Annotated in this window: 16 protein-coding genes and 1 pseudogene; 7 read left to right on the top strand and 10 right to left on the bottom strand. The window is 55.7% G+C overall.

Going from position 1 to position 19640, the window contains the following annotated elements; translation table 11 throughout:
• The first annotated feature begins 69 nt into the window (after positions 1-69).
• The 4 genes from ACSQ36_RS25915 to ACSQ36_RS25930 all read left to right on the top strand — a co-directional run bounded on the left by ACSQ36_RS25915 (position 70) and on the right by ACSQ36_RS25930 (position 4869).
• On the top strand, positions 70-867 hold the full coding sequence (locus ACSQ36_RS25915; protein WP_436184163.1) for a GntR family transcriptional regulator: 798 nt from the start codon (positions 70-72) through the stop codon (positions 865-867).
• A gap of 337 nt (positions 868-1204) precedes the next feature.
• The gene (locus ACSQ36_RS25920) at positions 1205-2368 is read left to right on the top strand and encodes an FAD-dependent oxidoreductase (RefSeq protein ID WP_436184164.1); all 1164 of its coding nucleotides are present in this window, start codon (positions 1205-1207) and stop codon (positions 2366-2368) included.
• Complete coding sequence (locus ACSQ36_RS25925) at positions 2365-2862, top strand: RidA family protein (protein WP_436184165.1); 498 nt, start codon at positions 2365-2367, stop codon at positions 2860-2862. The genes ACSQ36_RS25920 and ACSQ36_RS25925 overlap by 4 nt, the downstream gene beginning before the upstream one ends.
• Positions 2863-4026: 1164 nt before the next feature.
• Positions 4027-4869, top strand: coding sequence for a fumarylacetoacetate hydrolase family protein (locus tag ACSQ36_RS25930; protein WP_436184166.1), 843 nt, complete (start codon positions 4027-4029; stop codon positions 4867-4869).
• 334 nt (positions 4870-5203) lie between these two features.
• Here ACSQ36_RS25930 and ACSQ36_RS25935 read toward each other — a convergent pair whose 3' ends face one another.
• The 3 genes from ACSQ36_RS25935 to ACSQ36_RS25945 all read right to left on the bottom strand — a co-directional run bounded on the left by ACSQ36_RS25935 (position 5204) and on the right by ACSQ36_RS25945 (position 8274).
• Positions 5204-5653, bottom strand: a complete 450-nt coding sequence (locus ACSQ36_RS25935) for a GNAT family N-acetyltransferase (RefSeq protein ID WP_436184167.1) — start codon at positions 5651-5653, stop codon at positions 5204-5206.
• 610 nt (positions 5654-6263) lie between these two features.
• Positions 6264-7424: an NAD-dependent formate dehydrogenase gene (locus tag ACSQ36_RS25940; protein WP_436184168.1), complete on the bottom strand. Its 1161-nt coding sequence runs from the start codon at positions 7422-7424 to the stop codon at positions 6264-6266.
• 556 nt (positions 7425-7980) lie between these two features.
• Entirely contained in the window at positions 7981-8274 is a 294-nt protein-coding gene (locus ACSQ36_RS25945; protein ID WP_436184169.1) for a DUF1330 domain-containing protein, read from the bottom strand.
• A gap of 596 nt (positions 8275-8870) precedes the next feature.
• Here ACSQ36_RS25945 and ACSQ36_RS25950 point away from each other — a divergent pair.
• Positions 8871-9491: a paraquat-inducible protein A gene (locus tag ACSQ36_RS25950; RefSeq protein WP_436184170.1), complete on the top strand. Its 621-nt coding sequence runs from the start codon at positions 8871-8873 to the stop codon at positions 9489-9491.
• Positions 9492-9896: 405 nt separating this feature from the next.
• Here ACSQ36_RS25950 and ACSQ36_RS25955 read toward each other — a convergent pair whose 3' ends face one another.
• The 4 genes from ACSQ36_RS25955 to ACSQ36_RS25970 all read right to left on the bottom strand — a co-directional run bounded on the left by ACSQ36_RS25955 (position 9897) and on the right by ACSQ36_RS25970 (position 13869).
• On the bottom strand, positions 9897-11303 hold the full coding sequence (locus ACSQ36_RS25955) for a class II fumarate hydratase (protein WP_436184171.1): 1407 nt from the start codon (positions 11301-11303) through the stop codon (positions 9897-9899).
• Between the two features lie 141 nt (positions 11304-11444).
• The gene (locus ACSQ36_RS25960; RefSeq protein WP_436184172.1) at positions 11445-11978 is read right to left on the bottom strand and encodes a thiamine pyrophosphate-dependent enzyme; all 534 of its coding nucleotides are present in this window, start codon (positions 11976-11978) and stop codon (positions 11445-11447) included.
• Positions 11971-13467, bottom strand: coding sequence for a malate dehydrogenase (quinone) (mqo, locus tag ACSQ36_RS25965; protein ID WP_436184173.1), 1497 nt, complete (start codon positions 13465-13467; stop codon positions 11971-11973). Before mqo ends, ACSQ36_RS25960 begins: the two co-directional genes overlap by 8 nt.
• An 18-nt stretch (positions 13468-13485) precedes the next feature.
• Complete coding sequence (locus tag ACSQ36_RS25970; RefSeq protein WP_436184174.1) at positions 13486-13869, bottom strand: cupin domain-containing protein; 384 nt, start codon at positions 13867-13869, stop codon at positions 13486-13488.
• 436 nt (positions 13870-14305) lie between these two features.
• On the opposite strand from ACSQ36_RS25970, the gene ACSQ36_RS25975 reads away from it, so the two are divergent.
• Positions 14306-14773 (top strand): DUF4148 domain-containing protein, encoded by a 468-nt coding sequence (locus tag ACSQ36_RS25975; protein WP_436184948.1) that lies wholly within the window; start codon positions 14306-14308, stop codon positions 14771-14773.
• On the opposite strand, the pseudogene ACSQ36_RS25980 reads toward ACSQ36_RS25975, so the two are convergent.
• A pseudogene (locus ACSQ36_RS25980) lies at positions 14700-15453 on the bottom strand (AraC family transcriptional regulator ligand-binding domain-containing protein); the annotation flags it as partial. The gene ACSQ36_RS25975 and the pseudogene ACSQ36_RS25980 overlap by 74 nt on opposite strands.
• 48 nt (positions 15454-15501) lie before the next feature.
• Positions 15502-16743 (bottom strand): hypothetical protein, encoded by a 1242-nt coding sequence (locus ACSQ36_RS25985; protein ID WP_436184175.1) that lies wholly within the window; start codon positions 16741-16743, stop codon positions 15502-15504.
• 537 nt (positions 16744-17280) lie between these two features.
• Between ACSQ36_RS25985 and ACSQ36_RS25990 the strand changes: the two genes are divergently transcribed.
• A complete protein-coding gene (locus tag ACSQ36_RS25990) occupies positions 17281-17823 on the top strand; it encodes a hypothetical protein (RefSeq protein ID WP_436184176.1) in 543 nt (180 codons plus the stop codon).
• Positions 17824-18299: 476 nt separating this feature from the next.
• Here the strand turns inward: ACSQ36_RS25990 and ACSQ36_RS25995 are convergent, their stop codons facing one another.
• On the bottom strand, positions 18300-19397 hold the full coding sequence (locus tag ACSQ36_RS25995) for an IS5 family transposase (RefSeq protein ID WP_436184177.1): 1098 nt from the start codon (positions 19395-19397) through the stop codon (positions 18300-18302).
• Between the last annotated feature and the right edge of the window lie 243 nt (positions 19398-19640).

The following is a 19640-nucleotide window of genomic DNA, read 5'->3' on the forward strand; positions in this document are numbered from 1 at the left end:
GGCGTCGTCGGATGATGTGCTGGCGACGCGACTTGCGGCGACGGGCCTTAATCAACGCACTGGCTTTGCATGAGCACCAACGACAAGAAGACCGATGGGGGCGCTGATGGCACGCCCGGAGAAGCGCAGTCACTGCCAGAGTTGGCATACCGACGCATTCGAGCCTCTATCCTCAGCGCACGGCTACCTCCGGGCAGCGAGTTGCGACAGGAACATCTGGCCAAAGAGTTCGGTATCAGCCGTGTTCCCGTGCGCGAAGCAATGAACCGGTTGCATGCCGAAGGGCTAATCGTGCTGCGACCACGGCGTGGTTTCGCCGTTCCTTCGCTTACGCCAGAAGAGATTGTCGAGATTTGCGACCTCAATACGCTGCTCGAAGAGCATGCAGCGGTCTTGGCGACCCGGGAGCGGACTGAGGCAGACGTGCAGGACGTGAGGAAGATTCTGGAAGACATGGAGGCGCTTCACCTTGATGGTCCGGACGATTTGTCGACGTGGCAGGAGCTAGCGCATAAGTTTCACGAGCGACTTTTTGCGAGCGCGCGGCGCCGGCGATTGCATGAAATGGTGTCGAACCTCCGGGATGCGGTCGAACCCTATATGCGACTCGAAATGGACCTGGTCGAGCACATCCTTCAGAGCAACCTTGATCACCGGAAGATTCTTGACGCATTCCGGGCTAGGGATACTCAGGCTGCAGGACGTCTAAGTCGGGAGCATGCCGAAAACATCAAACGTCACCTGGTGACGAGTTTTGCCGCCGGCGCGGATAGCGTAGCCCCTTCCAGGGAGTCGGTTACGGAGGCCGCGAGCAATGCCATATCCAAGATCAAGGGCAAGGCGATTCGATCTCTGGTCGAAAAATAGGCAGGTCCCGGATGAGTTCAGGCCAGGATAAGCGGTGAGGAGGGGAGCCAGGCTTGCTGTAGAACATGTGAACCGTTACACCGGCAAAGGCTTAGATAGTCCGTTTCCCGACGCGAATACGGTTCCCTTTTCCAAGGTAGGCTTGTTAGTACAACTCATGCAGTGCATACCGAATCGGTTGCGTTGCTTTTTTGAAGATCGATACTGGTGAGCGGCAGTCGTCCCTAAGGTACGGACGCCGGTTGTCGGTTCATGAGAAGGTAGACCACTACGCTTACCGTACTGAGCGCGGTTATCCCGACGATTAACTTAACTTAACTTCACGATGGGTAGCATTATGCGAGTTGCTGAAATTGCTGGCGCAGGTCTCTCGGGGCTGGCCTTGGCATGTCGATTGGCGCAGTTAGGCTGGACTGTCAATCTCCATGAGCGCAGTCCTGAGCTCAGAATGTTCGGGGCAGGTATCTGGCTCTGGGAAAATGGACTTAAGTCGCTGAAGCTCATTGGCGCGCACGATGCTGCTGTGCGCCGAGCGCGGTATATCAATGAGTGGCGGGTTTCGAATGGACGAGGCGATACGCTCGCGTCCCGTCCGATGACCGGGGATGACAAGCTCCTTCTGCCGCCGCGTGCTGACCTCTACGAGGCACTGATCGAGCGCGCGCAGGCCTTGGGCGTGAACATCTTCACCTCTTCCCCGGTCGCCAGCGTTCGCAAGGAAGGCGTCCTTGTCCTGGAGAGCGGCGAAGAACGCAAAGCCGACCTGGTAATTGCCGCCGATGGCGCGCACTCGCGTCTTCGCGAAGGTCTGCAGGCCACGCGCTTCATTGACTACGGCATTGAAATCGGTGTGCGAATGATGATTGATTCGTCGCCGGACGATCCGGAAGACATCATTCACGAATACTGGAATGGCCCGTGGCGACTGCTGTACAACCCGTGTACTGACGGCCAGACATACGTTTTCCTTAGCGTTCCGATCGAGTCGGAGCGCGGCAAGCGTTTGCCGATTGATCAGGAACTGTGGCTTGAGAAGTTCCCAGCTGCTGCCGGAATTATTTCTCGCTTTGGCGACGTTGCCGGCCGCTGGGATCGAATTGTCAACGTACGCTGCCGCCAATGGTCTGATGGCAAAGTCGCACTCGTCGGCGATGCCGCGCACGCGATGCCGCCAAATCTCGGCCAGGCGGCAAATATGGCATTCACGAACGCTATGGCGCTCGCCGAGCATGTCACGAATGCTGACGACATTCCGACGGCCCTGCGTGAATGGGAAAAATCCCAGCGCCCGATCACTAATCATGTCCAGCGCTGGTCGTACGTGTACGGTTTTGTCGTCGGTAAATGGCCTGAGCAAATGGAATCGCTTCGCTCGGACTTCCTGCGATTCGTTTCGAACATGGAATGGTTCGAAAACGGTCTGAATCGTGGCGCGCGTTTTTCTCCTGCAGGATACCTCGCGTCGCTGGCGAGCAAACTCACGTCGAACAAGGACGAGTGACAGCAACTCTCCGTTCGATGCTGTTACCACTAGACATTAGGGATTCAAACATGGCAACAAGTTCCAACCCGCTGCGCGAAGAAATTGCATCGACTGATGTGCCGGCAGCCATCAGCCATTACACGGACGCAGTTCGCTTTGGCAACATCCTGTTCGTGTCCGGTTTCACGCCGCATGACGAAGCTGGAAACCTGATAGGCGGCGACGACGTCGCGGCTCAGGCGCGTCAGGTCCATGAAAATCTGAAGAAAATCCTCACCCAAGCCGGCGCAACATTCGCCGACATTCTGAAAGTGACTGTGTTTCTGACAGACATCAACGACCGGGCGAAGATCAATCCAGTGCGCCAAGAGTATTTTGGTAGCGCAAAGCCGGCAAGTACCCTTGTCCAGATCAGCGCTCTAGCATTGCCGGGAATGAAAATCGAAATTGAGGCTGTCGTCGGACTGCCTAATCGCTCACCGCTCGGTGAAAAGTTGGGTGCGCGCGCATAAATCGAATGGCCAACGTGTGCAGACGGGCAACGCGCTGCGCACGCTTCAGGCACCCAGCTGCCCTGATGCAGGCACATGAACCAGGGAACAGGACGCAATGAGAGAATCGACGCAAAGTCCCCAACTCTTCACTTCGTTGCTCGACTTCCTCAAAACCGTCGATGCGACGCCATTAGATTTCCGACGCTTCATCGACAGATGGAGCGGTTTGACCGTTGCGGAAGCATTCCCCTGCCCCGCATGTTATTTGAGAGGTAAGGACCAGCCGCTCTCCGCAATCTATTTCAAGGGCGACGTGCTCTCGGCCATTTGCCTTGCGTGCGAAGCGCGGTTTGACGTTCCGACCGACGATTAGACAGACGTCGTCAGTGGTCACGCCGACGATGCTCAACGATCAACGTGCTTTGAGTGCGAATTGCGCGTCTTGTTATGTTCTGCCGAATGGGTGCAAAGTAACTCGCAGACCGCTGCAACGTCGCGCCTCAGCGCGGCCGTTGGCAATGCCTCGTGCTCGACCGCGACATCTCCGTGCCCGTCGGAATCTGTGTGGGTAGACACATGGCGATATCGGTTCATTTTTTCAACAGGATCCGGACGAACTGCATGAGTCAGGATGACTTGCCTGCCCCGAGCAACACCCCACGAAATTCGGAGTGCACACTGTGTCCCAGTCTTCTGGAAATCCGGCCACGCCATCCGTATAACTCGGTGCAAGGCGGCTCAGCGTGTAGTGCGCGACACAGGATGCGACTCTCAGTCGACATCGCCGTTTCGCAGCGATTCGGGTAGTGCTCTCGCCAGATATCGGCGCTGCGAGGCGGAGTCGGCAAGCTCCTCGAGTGAAGCCGGAACCACGCGGAGGCCCTGCGGGTCTTCGGCTAGGACGCGACCGGAACTGGAACGGCGAGACAACGCTTCACGCACAGGAATGAGGTCGACCTCGTGCTGCTCCGTGACGTCAGCAATACGCAGTTCCCGCAGGAATAGCCCCGCTCCCAACGTCTCCCGCCTGAGTCTCGCGGCAACGGACAATAACTGAGTTATGGCGTGGTTTGTCGTCGAGGCTCACATTGAACTTGTTCTGATTAATCCCTTGGATACGGATAACGCTACGAAAGTATCCGCTGCGAAAAAGATATACCTTTCTTCAATTTAAGGATTTGCATGAAACTGCTCCGTTATGGCCCCATCGGCTCCGAACGCCCCGCCCTTGTTGATCCGACCGGTGAAATTCGTGCGTTGAGCCCAATCGTGAAGGACATCGACAATGATGTCCTCTCACCCGAGGGCCTTCGCTTCCTTTCGGCACTCGATCCTTTCAAGCTGCCGAAGGTCTCCGGTACTTATCGCATCGGCTCGCCGATCGCGTCTGTTCGGGAAATCATTGCCATCGGTCTGAACTATCGCGACCATGCCGAAGAAGCAAACCTGCCCATCCCGACGGAACCGGTCGTGTTCAGTAAATCCACCTCCTCCATCTCGGGGCCGAATGACAACATCTCCTTGCCACCTGGCGCTGTTTCGACGGACTGGGAAATCGAGCTCGGGATCATTATCGGGTCTGTCACGTCACGCGTTAGTGAGGTCGAGGCATGGTCGAGTATCGCTGGTTACACGATGGTCAACGACGTGTCGGAACGTGATTGGCAGATGAAGCGCGGTGGTCAATGGGGCAAAGGCAAAAGCTTTGACACGTTCACACCGCTCGGCCCGTGGCTCGTTACGGCAGATGAGATTAATTCCTCGCAGTCCCTTGAGCTGATGCTTGATGTGAACGGGCAGCGTCGACAACATGGACAGACCGCCCATATGATTTTCCCGGTCAATGTAATCGTGAGTTACGTCAGTCAGTTTATGACCCTTCGACCGGGTGATCTAATCATCACCGGGACCCCAGCAGGGGTGGGCCTTGGTATGAAGCCGCCGGTGTATCTCGCTCATGGTGACGAAATCAGCATGAGCATCACGGGGCTGGGCGAACAGCATCATCGAGTCCTTGGCACGTAAGGCCCAGCTTGCTGGGTGGCCGATGAACCGCCATCAGAATGACGTATAACCAGCCTTGACGAGCCGGAACTTCGATAGGGGATCCCAACTGCGTATAACGAATCAGATCCTTGCGGCTATGAGAAGCCGCAAGGGTCGAGGGCACCGTCTTCGTCGGTCAGAACCTGGCAAATCGCAAGGCAGCGGTGCCGCTTCGTTCCATCGCCGCCGACGGACACTGGATTGGTACGTAGATCCTGACGCATTCCGCTGCACTTGAAGAACATACTGACCGTGCGTACGCAGCGCGCGAACAGGCACAACTCAGAATATCTCTGGAGCGCCAAGATGCCGTCTAGACATCCGCAGCGCGCTGCTCGAAACTGATCTGTTTTGAGATTGCAAATGAGACCGTCATGCGCAGTTCGAGATCAGTAGACGACTCGACATAAAGGCCAAGACGCTGATATAAACGCCGTGCAGGATTGTCGCGAAGCACGTCCAGAGACACCCTGCCAGCTTCCTCACGGGCCTCAAGCAACAAAGAGGTTAGGACTGCAGTGCCGATACCCTTTCTCTGAAAGCGCGGGAGGATCTGCAACTGGTGGATAAACCAATGCGGTCCTTCACACGTCGCTTTTAAAACTCCAATCCTCTCTGCGTCGAGAAAGATAATTTTTGCGTCTTCGAACCGAAACCGAATGCGCCGGTAGTGTGCTCTGTCGTCGCTCGGATAGCCCCATCGGCACAGGTATCGGGCCATCGTCAGTTTGCGAAGCTGCACAAGAAACGGTTCGTCTTGCACAAGCGCCGCTCGCAGCGTTATACACCCAAGCATTCGAGTTTCCCAATAGACACGGGTACAAGTTAATGTCATGTGCAATCTTCAGCCCGTGATCCCGACGAAACCATACCCTGAAGTGTCCGGACGCTCCTCGCTCGGAGAGGCGGCCGGATTATGACACCCATTTCTGTTTTTGCCTTGACAAATATCGCCACGCAATATTCCAGTAGTACTACGAAATGGCGGGAAAACCTCAGCAATCAGTTGCGCGCGGTGTACAAAGATGGCGAGTGCAATTTGCGCTCGCCTGCGCGGTTGCCCCGCTCACCGTGGATGCGGGCGACGACGTTATCGATGTCAGCCAACAGAATGTAGACAGCGGAGTATCACCTTGAAAGGAAGCTGCCTTCCGAGATAAGCTAGCAGTAAGCATTCATCTCGCCTCAACGAACATCTGAAGGTCAACGGGCAACGTCAAACCCGGATTACAGGCGAAAGCTGTGACGGGTACGCGATTTAGAAGCACTGGAAGAACGCTGTGCGATTGGTCAGAGCCGAGTAAGCCCGGCTGCGGATAAAACGGACAAGCACACGACGACGTTGCTGCGCCGTGTGCCCCGAACGTTCATCGTCAGTTTAACTTATACGCCTTCGCACCCGCACCAGCGAGCTTGCCGCCATCGACGATCAGGTATTCAGGACGAATCGGCCGCCCTTCGAAGTAGCACTCCAGAATCTCAAGCGTACCTGCCGCGTAACGCGTTTGTGCCGACAACGAACTCCCTGAAATATGCGGAGTCATACCTTCGTGAGGCATTGTCCGCCATGGATGGTCGATGGGCGCAGGCTGTGGAAACCATACATCGCCGGCGTATCCCGCGAGCTTCCCCGAGGTCAACGCTCGAACTACTGCGTCGCGATCGCAAAGCTTACCGCGTGCGGTGTTGATCAGGTAGGCCCCTTTCTTGGCGAGCTCGAACATCTTGTCGTCAAACATATGCTCGGTCGAAGGATAAAGCGGTGTTTGCAAATTGATGACATCACAAACTTGCACCAAAGACTGGGGAGTGGCGTGATACGTCAGGTTAAGCTCCGCCTCGACCTCAGATGACAAACGATGTGGATCATAATAATGAAGATGGACGTCGAAGGGCTTGAGACGACGAAGGACCGCGAGGCCGATGCGGCCGGCCGCGATTGTGCCGAAATGCATGCCTTCCAAATCGTAGCTTCGGCTGACACAATCAGCAATGTTCCATCCGCCGTTCACCGCATATTGGTGAGAGGGCAGGTAATTCCGAACGAGCGACAGGACCATCATTACGACGTGCTCCGCCACGCTGATGCTGTTGGAGAACGTCTCTTCAGCCACAGTGATGCCATGATCCGCTGCAGCTTTCAGGTCGACGTGGTCAGAGCCTATACCTGCGGTCAAGGCAAGTTTTAGCTTTTTGGCTTTTCCGATGCGCTCAGCTGTAAGGTAAGCAGGCCAGAACGGTTGCGAAATCACTACTTCCGCATCGCCGAGGTGTCTGTCGAACACCGAATCCGCTCCGTCCTTGTCGCTGGTGACAATGAGTTCGTGGCCCTGACGTTCAAGGTAGGAGCGTAGCCCTAGCTCGCCGGAGACGCACCCAACCAGTTCCCCGGGATTAAAACCAAGCTGTCCCTGCGGCGTCGGAGCGGTCTGCCCGTTGGGATATTTGCTGATGACCGGGATTCCGTCACGGGCGTATTTCGGCGGGTAGCCAGTGACTGGATCGGGATAAAGTACGCATAAGACTTTTGCCATGTCAACTCCTGTGTCATTGAAAGATGGCTCGGGAGAACCACGATCCAATATGGCATCTATCCAGCGACAGCCATTTCACAATCGCACGATTTCCCTTAAACGCTGTATTTAATTTTAAATTGGAAAATATTTATCCATTTAAAAATAATATCGCTATATACGTACGTATACAGCGTAGGCGTGACGGCCCAGTTCTGGCGACACCGGAAAACTGGATCTCGCCGCAGCCAGTGTGAACTTCCTGTATCAAGAGCGTGCACGGAAGGCGTCGCCGGGCGAACCTTTCGGGCCCTCGGAGGATCAATCCATCGTTGTGCCCCGAACTGCTCGCGATGATCCGCTTTTCCACTCCCAATGATCAACGCGTCATCATGTGTTTGTGGGCATTTCCGCAACCACCTGAGGTTACGTCTTCCTCACTGACGAGCATTAAGAGCTGGCAGGAGGAAGGCAATGTGGCGAGTTTTAACCAGACTTCTATTGCGTCCGCACCTGCTTCACGACCGAACGACTTTTCGCCCGACGTTGGCGTCGGGTCGCCACTTCCAAGGCCCTGCTACTCGGCGCCTTGGACTATCCGCAAATCGCGTTCAACTGCGTCGCCCAGAGCTGCACGCGCCTTTTTGTAAGCGTCGCTTTCATATGCGGCGACAGCCTGCTCGACACTTGGAAATTCGATCACCACGGTGCGCTCGTTCAATCCCTGTTCCCGTACTTCATGTGGCATGCCCCTCACAATAAAACGACCGCCGGCCGCAGCAATCGCCGGCCCCGCCAACTCTGCGTATGCAGCCAATGCAGACGTGTTCTTCGTCGCGCGATACACAGTTACCCAATAACCTTTTCTCATGACAGCCTCCGTAAAAGTATGTTGAGGTATGGCTTGCGAAATCAGACTGCCAATGTTCTACGCAATTTGACAAATTTGTGAAGGCGCAGGGGGCATCCTTAGAGCGCTGCTTATGCCCATTCCATTGCTCGGAGACGTGAGGCAAACACACTTTTCCCTAGAGCGGCGAGACGGATCCCACGTCGAACGTTGCGCGAGTCGCATCTCATGGTCGTTCGGATAAAAGGCCATTCCGTTTAAGATGAGGCGAGAAGCTATCGTACAGAGGACAGCGTTGGTCTTGTTTCATTTATGCACGGAGAAGTTTTCAGGCCAATAGCGCTATTAACGGTCCCATGTGTTCACGTGTTCGGACCGTCTTCGGGGTCATCAGTGGCTGGAATGTCTGTCCCGAGACCGCTGCGCCGTTGGGCATAGCCAGGTATGACGGCAGTTGAATCCGGACCGCGATTGCGCCGCGTTTCCGTGCAATTAGGAAAGACGCGGATATTGAGAACGTTCAACCTTATCGAGGTATCGGGGACCAAGGTTCAAACCCATACAGGCTATTACTGCGCCTAAAGAAGGCGCGTCAGGATTGGCGAAACCTCATACATATGGCGAGCCCAGAGGTGGAATACAGAAGCGCAAGATCACTGGGAGCTGTGTCATGTACGGCATGCGGTTTGGTCCGCTGGGAGGCCAGCCCGACAGATGCACGCAAATGTGCGCGCTGTGGGGCGGTGCTTCATTCGCTATCGCCCTCTTCGATTTCAAGATCACGTGCCCTGCTGATAACGGCGATTATTTTCTACCCGCCGGCATATCTTCTGCCCGTGACCTACACAACCACGCCGTTGGGAATCGAGGCAGACACGATTTTCTCTGGCATACAGTTCTTTTGGAGCAGTGGTAGCAAAGGACTTGCCTCGTTAGTATTCTTCGCGAGCGTCCTTATTCCGATACTCAAGTTGATTGTTCTTGCCACGCTTACATTTCTCGCTGGGAGAGGAACCGAACGACAGCGAAAGGAGCTTTCAGTCCTTTTTCGATGCATTAAGGCAATCGGACGATGGTCCATGCTTGATGTCTTCGTCATCACGTTGACGGTCGGCGTAGCGCAATTTCGTCCCGTTCTTTCCATCTCTGCGGCCGCCGGCCTACTCGCGTTCGCATTGATGGTGGCTTTCACGATGCTGGCGGTTTCACAGTTCGATTCCCGCCTGATATGGGATTGAGACGTCTGGGCGCCATCCGCTTCGCGAAACGACCTCGCGGGTACACGTCCGTGGCGGTACCCGTTCTGAAGTCGGCCAGAACCGTCATCTCCCCCACGACTCCCCTATAGGGAACACGCTGCGTCGTTTCCTTCCGTAACATACGACATGACGGGATTCACCGGACGCTCTGGCGTCCCTCTGGTCCTCTGATTGCCGCGCAGCGGTGGACGGAACATACCTTGCAGTCGCTGCCGCCTATGTGCGTCCCGTGGGCAGACTGAGCATGGCGCAACTCCTCCTTAGATAGGCCGCGCCTTATGACACTCCATGTTGATACGGTGCCCCTTGAAACACCTGCAGCGTTTGCCTCGGAATATCAAAGCGCGATCGATACGTGCCCATTCGAAGGCGAATTTCACAGCATCAATGATCCTTGGCTACGTATGGCTTGACCATCTTGACTGGATCGACGATGCGATCGAAGTCGGCCTCCGACACGAATCCGAGCTCAAGAGCAGCGCCCTTCAGAGTAAGGTTCTTATCCATGGCATGATGAGCGATAGCCGATGCCTTGTCATAGCCTATTACGGGCGCCAGCGCGGTCACAAGCATGAGCGAGCGATCGACAAACTCTGCTATACGCTTGAGATTCGGACGCGTGCCTTCAACGAGGAATCTGCGGAAGTTCACACATCCGTCACTAATCAGGGTCATCGACTGAATGATGTTGGAGATGATCAGCGGCTTGTAAACGTTCATCTCCAAGTATCCGCCGGCACCGCCGAATCCCACCGCAACGTCGTTCGCCATCGCCTGGACGGCAATCATGGTCAACGCCTCTGCCTGCGTTGGATTGACCTTTCCAGGCATGATGGAAGAACCTGGCTCGTTCTCGGGGATAATCAACTCGGCGAAGCCCGCGCGAGGCCCACAGGAAAGTAACCTAATATCATTGCCTATCTTGTAGAGCGATACAGCCAAGGTGCGCAACGAGCCCGAGAACTGCACCATCGCATCGTGTGCGCCCTGGACTGTGAACTTATTGGGTGCGCTCTCGAAAGGGAGTTTGGTATGGATCGCGATCTCGCTTGCGGCGGCTTCACCGAAACCCGGTGCCGCGTTAATGCCCGTTCCCACTGCCGTACCGCCAAGCGCTAGTCGAAAGATTCCTTTCAGTGCATCGTCGATGCGCTCCAGGTTGTCTGCCAGCATGCCTGCATATCCAGACCACTCCTGCCCGAGAGTGAGCGGCGTAGCATCCTGCATATGCGTGCGACCGATCTTTACGATCGCATCCCACTCAGCCGATTTGGCTTCGATCGCATCGTGGAGCGCCGAAACGGCTGGACCGAGGCGGCGCGTTGCACCGATGGCAATCGCGATGCACATTGCAGAGGGAAAACTGTCGTTCGACGACTGCGACATGTTGACATGATCATTGGGATGCACGGGAGACTTGCTGCCCAAGGGGGTGCCGGCAAGCTGGCAGCACCGATTCGCAATCACCTCATTGACGTTCATGTTGAACTGCGTACCGCTACCCGTCATCCAGACGTGCAACGGAAACATGTCGGCGTGCTTTCCCTCGATTAGTTCGTCGCACGCCCGCGAGATCAGGTCGAGTCTTTCGTCACTCAAACGCCCGCCCTTATGATTCGCAAGTGCGGCAGACCGCTTCAAAACCGCGTACGCAGTTATCATTTCGCGCGGGATCAAATCCTTGCCAATACTGAAGTGTTCCAAGGAGCGCTGAGTCTGCGGTCCCCACAACTTGTCAGCCGGTACCGCAACGGTCCCGAGGCTATCAGTCTCTTCGCGCATTTCGGTCATCGACTATCTCCAGAAATCATCAAGGTTATCTACCGATTTCGGCAATTCGGAATGTATCCAAATAACCGCCGACTTCCGCCCGGATATGATCCGGCGGATTGATTCCAATGCTCGCGCCTGACGACTCATGGCGACTCACGTCTACCGCCCAAGAAAATTGGTTTTAGCCAGGTCGATCACAGAATCGCCAGCCCGCTCATCGGCACGCGAAGAATCCAGAGGCTGAAGTCCCCACACTTCCGCGCGGCTAATCGTCGGAGACATCGATAACTCGTGCTTTGTTGTCACGACGTCCAGAAATGCGGGGCCCGCATGCCCAAGGATCTCGTTTGACGCGGACACAAGATCGGCCGGATCATCAACCCATAGTGCGTGGATCACATTGGCCCTCGCGATTGCTGCAAAATCCGGATTTTCGAGATCAACTCCGATCTCGAGGAACCCCACTGCCGTCACTTCCAGTGCAACGAAACCAGGCCCCATATTGAAAACGACAACCTTCACCGGCAGGTTCATTTGTTTGAGCGTGATCAGATCGGCCATCAGCATTGAGAGGCCGCCATCACCCGAAAAGGTGACGACCCGCAGGCTGGGCTCGGCGCATTGAATACCGATCGCCTGCGGCAACGCATTCGCCATCGAATCATGTGTGAACGAACCAACCCCTTCAAACATTCTCGATCTTTAGCGCGGCCGCCGTATCCGCCCGAATCTGGCGGCAAACCTCCGCGTCCTTCGCGAGATCGACGCCATAGCTAGGAAAAATCGATCTCATTTTCGCCAGCCAGGACCGGTCCGCCATCTGGTCGCTGAAGCACTTTTGCAATATAGAAACGGCGATGAATGCCGCAGTAGACGCTCCAGGTGATGCGCCTAGCAAAGCAACGCACGAATTATCGTCAGCCGCCACGAGCTCAGTACCGAACTCGAGGACGCCTGTCCTTTGCGAGTCAGGCTTGATGATTTGCACGCGCTGGCCAGCGACGGCCGGAACCCAGTCGTGGCGCTTCGCACGAGGAAAGAACTGCTGCAACGTCATGAACTGATGCGATGCCGTTTGCAGTACCTGGCCGACAAGGTATTCGCCGAGTCGCCAATCATCTCTCGCGACGGCCAACGCCGGGAGAATATTGTCCGGTCCTAGCGACCCAAATAGATCGGTCAACGAACCGTGCTTCAAGAACTTTGTACTGAAGCCAGCGTATGGCCCGAACAGAAGCGATCTCTTGCCACCTATGATCCGGGTGTCGAGGTGTGGCACCGACATCGGGGGCGACCCATGAGCAGCCTTTCCATAGACTTTTGCGTGATGCCTCTCACTGATTTGGTCAACATCACAGCGCAGCCAGATCCCGCTAACCGGAAAGCCGCCGTAACCACGACCTTCCGGGATGTCGGACATTTGCAAAAGTTCGAGTGCGCCGCCCCCCGCCCCGATAAACACGAAACTGGAGGTCAGGCTTTGCAAGTCTCCACTGCTTTGGTCCTCAATCTCGATGCGCCACCTCCGGTCGAATTCGCGCGTAATGCCGGTGACCTTCTGGAGGTAATGGCCGGAGAAGCCGGGTTGAGCGGCAAGGTGATCAATCAACAGATGCGTCAAGGCGCCATAGTCGACGTCCGTCCCACAGGCGATACGTGTCGCTGCGACCGGCTCGTCCCCAGCCCTCCCTTCCATAACGATCGGCACCCAGGCCCCGATCTGCTCGGAACTCTCGCTATATTCCATGCCACCGAAGCAGTGATGGGCAGCCATCTGCATCCAGCGCCGCTTGAGAAACGCAACGTCTTCTTTCCCCCGAACGAAACTCATGTGAGGGCAAGAGTGAATAAAAGCTCGCGGATCTGCGATGGCATTCTTTCCTACCAGGTAGGACCACAATTGACGCGAGAGATCGAACTCCGTATTGACCTGAAGAGCTTTCGAAATGTCGACCGTTCCGTCGGTGCGTTGCGGTGTGTAGTTAAGCTCACAGTTCGCGGCATGTCCCGTGCCGGCGTTATTCCACGCCTCCGAGCTTTCCTGGGCGCAATCGTTTAGCGTCTCAAGCATGACGATAGTCGCAGACGGGTTCAGTTCCTTTAGCAACGTCCCAAGTGTTGCGCTCATGATGCCAGAACCAATCAGGACGACATCTGCAGTATCGGGGATGGTTCGGTCCATCGTTGTATCTCCGCTATATCAGGAAATGCGACCGTCTCGCACGAACGGAACGTGAGCTCCTTTCGCAAGAATCACATAGGCTCTTCGCCAAGGTGCGTCGCCTATCAGATGCCACCGATGCCCCCCGCCCGTCATGTCCTCGGCAAGTAGAACGTCCCCGGTGCCGAGCGTGAAACGTCCGCCGGTCCGGATCTCGAACTCAAGGGTGCCGCTTAGAACCAGGACGAATTGACGTGCCGGTGCGTCGTGCCATTCAAACGAACCTCCTTTCCGCGTCTCGCGGAAAGAGATACTGACGGCATCGGTGATGCCGCTCACGGCGTCGCCGCGCTCGCTGCCGGCGAGGTGGATCAGGCCCGGCTCGAAATGGGATTGACCGTCATCGCCGGTCCATATGCGCATACAACGAATCATCTTTGACACCCTCCTGACTGGGCTTAGATTCGTGTTTCCGAATGTCTGTGCAGTTATGCATTCACGATGCATTTCCCGTGAATACACACCCCGACAAGGCCCGCCATGGCGTGGAGCGTTTTAGCACATATGAACCACAATACTGATCGTGGGGAGCATGAGTCTTTTCCATAGACACGATGCATTTCGCAAATGCACGCTGCGTCCGTAGTCACCAACAGCTCGTGTCCGCGCTGACCCGCCATTCACGTGCCGGTTTCGTCAGCATCATCGGGAACCGAAAGCTGGGGCGAGGCGACCCTTCGCAATTGAGGAAATGTGCCCTCTCAAATCCGCCAACAACCCATGCTGCGTCGTTGCCCACACCGCTTCTCAACGGTTCAGGCAAACAGGCCGGGGCGCACCAGAAATGATGAAGGTCAAAATGAACGTGTTGATAAAGTCCGCACTGGTCGCTGCAGCGTTGGCCGCTCCTGCACTTTCATTCGCCCAAAGTGACACGCTGATAACCCGCGCTCAAGTCCGGGCAGAACTAACTCAGCTCGAGCAAGCCGGCTATCAGGTCGGGGATGGCGACAACGCCAGTTGTCCCGTGCAACTCGAAGCTGCTGATGCTTGCGTCCCGGACGAGCAGCGTGCACACAGTGGGGTCGGTGGTCTTCCCGTAGGCTCGTCGCAAAGTAGTTCGATGCGCCTGCATCCGTTATACGTCGGCTATCGGTGCAGTGAAGTACTCGAACAGGACATCACGCCATCGACCGTGACGTCCCGCGTAGTCTGTAGAGAGGAAAGTGCTCGGGGGAATACTGGCGCTCGGCTTAGCCTCGAAGTTCCTCAGCTCCTTTCCCTGTCCATCGTTTCAAGGCGCGCCGAAAGTCCGCAGCATCACTGAATCCCAACAACATCGCAATGTCATTCGTGCTCATCCTGGTCGTTTTCAGATACTCCATCGCTAACGAGCTGCGCACATCGTCGACTATGTCCTGAAAGGACGTCCCCTCCGCCTCAAGACGCCGGCGCAACGTGCGCCCGCTCATATTCGAATGCCTTGGCAACGACCTCCATGGTCTGAGCTTCCCCAGGTTGTCTCATCAGGATTTGATAGACCTCTCCAGATGCACCGCCGCTCGTCTTGGCTTGCCCAATCAACCGGTCGCAGGTCTGCTCCAGAAGCGCTGTCGTAAGGCGATGCGCCATCTGCGGCTTCTGTTCCAGAATTGCACTACCGTAGACGAGCTCTCATTGAGGCTGGTCGAAAAAACAAGGACAGCCAAGGTATCTCGGATAGATATCGGCGTGCGCCGGCGCGGCATATGAAAAGCAGGCCTTCAATGGAGGACAGCTCCGACCGGCCACTTCCTGCAGATGTGTAACGTTCACGCTGACCTGCTGCTCGATCAGGAACTCGCGCAATTCGCGCGGCGTGCCTGACACGAACGTGTCCGGAAAGGTCCACACGACGGTGTCGGAATACTCCGCCCATTCGATCGTGATCGGCGGCGTCGCGAGCCGCCGGTATTTCACGGCAAGCTTGAAGTAATCGCGAAGAGACATGCACGACATGAGCGCATACGAGTCACCAACGTGGCTCGTACATTTCGGATATAGGCTGGCAAACTATCACACGATATCAAGCAAGGTCTTCATGTCGCGTACCTGTCTGCCGTAAGTTGTACTGCGGCGCCACAAAGCGTTGCGTCTTTCTACGGTCAAGATAAGCTCCATTGCCTGGAGGCGCACCATCCTCCGGATGACTCCGTCGGCGCCTTTCAATGCGTCCCGTTGCAAATAATCGGACTCGTCCTCCTCACCTCGACGATTGAAGTCCTCAAGCAACCAGTCGTAAACCTGTTCTCGGGTCTGTGGTCTGACAGCCGCAGGCAATGCGAGTAGCCGCTCGGCGCACAGTTCGTCGAACTTCCTCATATACAAGCCAAGGTCAAGGTCTTCAACGTAAGCCTCAAGCTCCGTGGGCGAGCACGCGGCCATCTCCTGTTCGAAACCGGGCGCGTACGTTTTCACGACGTTCAGGATGGTTTGCCGGGACACCGACCTCCAGAAACCTGGACGAGGCTCAGCTTCGTACAGTTCGTCCATCGCACGAAATAGCGGCGCGGGGTGGGTAGTCGCGGGGTTTAGCCTGGTTCTCCGCATGTGCTGTAGCAACCCAGAGTAAAACGGTCGCAAAACCTCGTCAGTCTCCGAAAGTTCCAGCTCATGCGCCTCGGGCGTCTCGCTGGCAGATTTCGCCAATGTGCTCTCTTCCGTACCCGCGTGCTCAATCGCTCGTGCATGTCGTCGAGCTGCATCGGCGTATGTCTGCGCAAGTGGGTCACTGCTCGGCTCCAATCGCTCTGCGATTTCGAGGTACAGCGCTGTTGCGTCCGACAAACGCCCCACTGTCTCCAGGCAATGCGCAAAATTGAACGTCGCAGCGATAGGACTGCTGCCAATCAACCGGCTTGCTGAACCGGGATACTTTTCGACCTCTGCCACGATGGCGTCGACGGTCCCGTAAAGTAGCAAATCCGGCAAAAGAGTCTCCGACACCATCCTGAGTGGCGAGCGCAAATCCCCTCCCCATGATCCCATGCCCCCGGAGGCAACCCCTGCCACAACGTCTAGGGTTCCAGGCTGCCCGGCCGTCGGCCCGTCATCCAGCTCGTGTGTAAACCCAGAGTAGGTTTGCACTTCCGTGCAAACAACGTTTGCCACGACGTCGACTCGCAGCAGAACGCCCTGCCGCATACCGGGCGCGCGCCTCTCTGCGAAATACGGTGAAATCAGGGTGAAGCCATGCTGCGCCAGCTCGCGGTCCATGTAGTCCGCGAAAATCTTCAGTGTAGCGTTTAAAACTTCCATTATCGTATAAAATCAGCGTTAGTCGTTTCAATGTGACTTTCGGTCATCGGATTGCACAGATCATAACCAGGTTATTCGAGATGAGCAACATAGTATTTAACCCCGTTTAAATTTTTATACCGATGCTACTTTCGCTTTCTTTGCAACATCATCCGCTTGAAAATTTTCAAGAAAAACCCTACATGACAGTACTTTGATCGATGCCGCGCTACACCAGCCCCATTTAAATTGATAACAATTATCAAATACGCCCGAACGGTTCAATGTATAGCTTTTTATCCCACCTACAATTAACGTTATCAAATTAATAGATACGGGCTGTATAAAATTAATTTGCAGCCACCTATTGAACTGCGGGAGCATATTTGCTAATCTTTATTTAATGAATCGGTGGCAAAACTAATAGCCAATACCCGGCCATTGACACCTGCGCTGGCATCGCTCCCCGCACCGTGTAGTGCGAACGCGGGTTGCTATACGACCTGAGTTTGCTGACGGCAGGCCGCCATCAGCGCCAACGTAAAGGACAAAGAAAGTATGTATGACACCCTGGTCGCTGCGCCCGAAATCAACCCTGAACTGGTGGCCGCAATTTTCGAGCACTGCGCATCTAACCCCGACCGCACGGCTTACGTCGTGCCTCGCTCGGAGCTACGCGGGCAACCTGAGCGCCAGGACGAAAGCTTCATCGTGGCTGCGCTAACGGATATTTCTGCTAGAGAGATTGACCACGTTGACCGGCAAATTCGCGTCGAAGTCCGCAAACGTCCTGACGGAACTGACGTCGAATGTCTGGTGGTCGCTGGAGGGACAGTCGCGATATCCGGCGAGACCATTCAGGCAGCGGGTGTCGACGCTAACGACAAACTCCTTGTTGCCTGGTTGCTCGCTGACAATGCAGTCGAATTCTCTGAATATTTGCTGTCGCCCGAAGATATGGCGGACCTGCAGGCCGCTTCGCAGATTGGCCAGAGCCACGTTCATGTCGCCTTTGAGGAAACCGCAGAATTCAAGGAGACAAATAGGAATGCTATCGAGCTGTTCGAACACGTAGTCGTGGCGGTTAAACCGTTGTCGTAACGAATGCATCTGATGGCGGATGGATGATTCCCGGCGGACCACCTGGTCCGCCGTTTTTTTGCAAAGTCGAGCCGACAGGTCGGTGTTCGTGCCGAGAGAGAGATGCTGTCACCTGCCATGCCCGCACGGACTCACGATTCGTACGCCCGCTAGTCGTTGCGGCCTTTCGGCAAACATTCGATCTTCTGGTCGTGTAGCCCGAGACGCTCCGAAGCATCCAACCGGCTGCTTTGTTGCCTGATTGCTCGGTCGCGACGCGGTCGAGATATCTGAATATGTGTTGTCCGGCGAAGATCAAGAGAAGATGAAGTCCGGTACGCAGACTCCTAGCATGCTGCGGAAATACAGGCCGACTTTACTGAGCCATGAGCTTGATCAGAGTTTTCGGCGGGGGATTTTTCATAGTTTGGAATATGGACCGGTTAATTTCGCTTTTCGGACCTGTTTATGACGTTCTCTTGCGCATTTTTGGTTCACTACGGCTGCAACGCACGGAGTTGTCCCAAGGTGCGCATGCGCACGAGGTTGTACGCGGCCATCGTCAGCACGAACATCTGATCGACCTTCTTCAAGCCGCGCACCATCACCTGGCGCATACCGCCGATGCTCTTGGCCCAGCCGAAACCCTGTTCGATGAGCTTGCGCTTTTGCTGGGAAACCGCATAGCCCGCACTCCCGGCGATTGACTCGGGCACCGCCGATTGTCGCCCTGACTTGTTTTGCGCCACATGAGGCGTGACTTTCATTTCCTGGCAAGCCTTGATGAACTCTGCCGCGTCATAGCCTTTGTCTGCCCCGAGTGTGATCTCGCGTGTCGGGTCGCCAAGCGCCTGGCGGGCATCGTCGATCATCACTTTGGCCGCTTCGCGCTCAGCATAGCCATCGGCCAGCGTCACCACGGCGCTGGCGATTAGCCCATGGCGGTTGTCGCTCAACGTGTGGCCCATGTAGCGTAGCTCGCTTGCCGTTTTGCCCTTACGATACAGCCGCGAATCCGGGTCGCTCTTCGATTCATGCGTCTCGTTGCTACGCGTCTCGCCCTTGAAGTTCCCACCGTCTTCGCTATCCTGATCATCGTCTTTACGCACAAAGCTTTTATGGCCGGCCCATGCTTGAATTAACGTGCCATCGACGCTGAAGTGCTCACCGGAAAGCCAGCACTTCTTCTCGGCAATGCCCACAACCTCGTTGAAGAATTCAATGACCGCGTCGTGTTTGATCAGCCGCTCGCGGTTCTTGGTGAAGACGGTGGGCACCCAAACGGCATCGTCCATCGACAAGCCGATAAACCAACGAAACAGCAGGTTATATTGAACCTGTTCCATCAACTGCCGCTCCGAGCGAACACTATAGAGCACTTGCAACAGCATCGCGCGCAGCAGCTTCTCCGGCGCAATGCTGGGGCGCCCACCTTTGATCTCAGCCTCGTACATTCCGGCAAACAAGCGGTCCATCCTGGCCAACGCTTCGTTGGCCATCTTGCGAATCGAGCGCAACGGGTGATCGGCTGGAACAAAGTCCTCCAGCTTACGCAAGGTGAATAAATTCTCGGTAAAGGTATCGGCGCCGCGCATCGCTTCTCACAGTTGTGGGGTCTTCATTTACAACGTTTGAACTGAACTTTCGGGTGACTTCCGGAGGAAGTATTTCCGCAGCCTGCTAGGAGCCACGCGCATCTCACTCTTCAGGAATCGGCAGGATTCAAGCAAACAAAAAGACGGTACTAGTGTTTGGTGTACTGTCAACGCAACTACACCAAACACGATGTCCAGTGCCTTCTCAAAAATGAGGAGATGGCAATATCAAAACGACGGACG

It is taken from the genome of Caballeronia sp. LjRoot34, assembly GCF_964253815.1.
GTDB lineage: Bacteria > Pseudomonadota > Gammaproteobacteria > Burkholderiales > Burkholderiaceae > Caballeronia.